The sequence below is a fragment of the Streptomyces boncukensis genome, assembly GCF_011045075.1.
In the GTDB taxonomy this organism is placed as follows: domain Bacteria; phylum Actinomycetota; class Actinomycetes; order Streptomycetales; family Streptomycetaceae; genus Streptomyces; species Streptomyces boncukensis.
The window spans coordinates 1-2,618 of the sequence record NZ_JAAKZZ010000757.1 but is presented as its reverse complement, the minus strand read 5'-3'; the positions used below and the strand labels follow the sequence as shown (position 1 = coordinate 2,618).

The window sequence follows — 2,618 nt, the reverse complement described above, 5'->3', positions numbered from 1 at the left end:
CCCGGGCGCCGCGCGCTCCGACTCCCCCGGCCCCGGCCGTGCCGGGCCCCCGTCCGCCACCGGTCTCGCCGAGCGGCTGGAGCACGAGGTCACCGAGCGCGGGGGCTACCGGCATCTGAAGGCCCTCCAGCGCCTCACCGACCGGTACGGCGGGACCCGCGCCGCCGGGACGCCCGGCTACGCCGCGTCCGCACGGTATGTGAAGAAGCAGCTCACCGCCGCCGGGTACCGCGTCCGCTACCAGCGCTTCAGCTTCCCCGACTTCGAGCCCGTCACGGAGACCGCCCGCGCGACCGGGCCCGCGCGCCGGACGCTGCACCCGCTGATGGCCCAGTTCAGCGCCTCCACGCCGAAGGGCGGGCTGCGCGCGCGGCTCGCCGTCGTGCCGGGCCCCGGGTGCGCCGCCGGGGAGTACGCACAGGCGGCGGCCCGGGGCCGGATCGCGCTGGTGGCGGGCGGCTCGTGCTCGCTCGCCCGGAAGCAGAAGACCGCGCACGCGGCCGGAGCGCGGGCCGTGCTGCTGAACATCGGCGCGCCGGGGGCCGACGCGAACATCCGGTTCTTCGTCGTCCCCCGCGAGGACGCCCGTGTCCCCACCGCCGTGCTGTCCCGCCGGGAGAGCGAGCAGCTGACCGCCGACGCCGCCACGGGGCGGCCGGTGGAGCTCGATCTCACGCTCCGGGGGCGGCACATGCGGACCAGCTCCTTCAACCTGCTGGCCGACACGCCGACGGGCGACCCCGACCGCACGGTGGTCCTCGGCGCGCACCTGGACGGCGCGCGCGAGGGGCCGGGCATCAACGACAACGCGACCAGCGCGGCGATGGTCCTGGAGACGGCGCTGCGGCTGGCCCCGCACCTCGACCAGGTGCGGCACCGGGTGCGGTTCGCCTGGTGGGGCGCGGAGGAACTGATCGTGCAGGGCTCCCAGCACTACGTGGACGCGCTGACGCCCGCCGAGCTGCGCGGCCACGCGCTGAACCTCAACTTCGAGATGATCGGCTCCCCGAACTTCGCGCGCATGGTCCACGACGGGGACGACAGCGACGGCACCGGCGCGGGCCCCGGGCCGCCGGGCTCGGACACCATCGAGCGGGAGCTGGCCGGCCACTTCGCCCGGCAGGGCCTGCCGACGGCGAGCCGGGACCTCGACGGGCGCTCGGACTACGCGCCGTTCATGGCCGCGGGGGTCCCGGTCGGCGGGGGCATGGGCGGTTCCAACCAGCTCAAGACCCCCCGGTGGCAGCGCCTGTTCGGCGGTGCGGCCGGGCAGTGGCTCGACCCGTGCTACCACCAGGTGTGCGACCGGATCGAGCATGTCGACCGCGCGCTGTTCGGCCAGTTCGGCAAGGCGATGGCCCATGTGACGGGCCGCTTCGCAGAGGACCTGGCAGGCATCCCGGACGCGGCGCACCGCAAGGGGCCGGCCGCCGCCCCGGGCCGCTGAGGGGGCTCTTCAGCCCCGGCTCCGGGCGCCCGGCAGACCGCCCAGTACCAGGGCGCAGGCGGCGACCGCGCACACGCCGGTCCAGCCCCAGTGGCCGAAGGCGACCCCGCTCAGCGCGGAGGCCGCGGCGCCGCCGGCGAAGGCGGCCACCACGTACCCGGTGTTGGCCGCCGCGGGCGTCGCCGTGGCGGCCAGGGCGCGGGACTGGTTGGCGACCTGCCCGGCGACCAGGCCGGCGTGGACGAGGACGGCCGCCGCGCACAGGGCCCACAGCTGGTGTCCGCCGAGCCACCACAGCGGCAGCCACAGCACGGCCAGCGCATAGGTGCCGCGCACCACGCGGCGCGCGCCGAGGCGGTCCACCAGGCTGCCGGACAGCGGCGCGACCACGCTCGCCGCCAGTCCGAAGAGGCCGAACAGCCCGGCCGCCCCGGTCGTCAGGTGGTACGGCTCGCCCGTCAGCAGCAGCACCAGGGAGGTCCACAGGGCGCTCCACGCGCCGAACAGCCCGCCCTGCCGCAGGCAGGCGCGCCGCAGCTCGGCGGAGCCGGCCAGCGCGCGGCCGGTGCGCAGCACGCCGTGCAGCGGGTTCGCTGTGGCCGCGTGGCCGGCGCGCCCCGGCTCGGCCGGCAGCGCCGCGGCCGTCAGGACGCCGACGGCGGCGGTGAGCAGCCCGGTCGCGAGGAAGACGACGCGCCAGCCGTACGCCTGCGCCGCCGCGCCGCCCAGCACCCGGGCCGCCACCACGCCGGTGAACAGTCCGGCCATCAGCACGCCGATGTGCCGGCCGCGCCGTCCGGCCGGGGCGCGCCCGGCGACGAGCGGGACGAGCAGTTGGGGGACGACGGAGGCGGCGCTGGCGGCGAAGACGCCGACGCCGAGCAGCGCGGCGCCCGGCGCGGCCGAGGCGGCGGCCATGGTGCCGCCCACGCCGAGCGCGAGCGCGGCGACCGCCTTGCGGCGGTGTGCGGTGTCGCCGAGCGGGGCGAACAGCAGCAGCCCGGCCGCGTAGCCGAGCTGGCCGACGGCCGCGATCCAGCCCACCCCGGACGCCGCGGTGCCGAAGCTGTCCGCGATCAGGCCGAGCAGCGGCGCGGCGAGGTAGATGTTGGCGACCGTGACGGCGGTGCACAGCGCGATCAGGGCCAGCAGCGCGGGCGGGGTGCCGGGG

At 77.7% G+C, this 2,618-nt stretch carries 2 protein-coding genes; one reads left to right on the top strand and one right to left on the bottom strand.

What is annotated here, in order from left to right; genetic code table 11:
• Window positions 1-1,447 (top strand): M28 family peptidase (locus G5C65_RS35205; protein WP_338146812.1); only part of this gene is annotated, 1,447 nt, incomplete at its 5' end.
• 9 nt (window positions 1,448-1,456) lie between these two features.
• Here the strand turns inward: G5C65_RS35205 and G5C65_RS35200 are convergent.
• A complete protein-coding gene (locus tag G5C65_RS35200) occupies window positions 1,457-2,599 on the bottom strand; it encodes an MFS transporter (protein ID WP_165303124.1) in 1,143 nt (380 codons plus the stop codon).
• Window positions 2,600-2,618 lie beyond the last annotated feature (19 nt).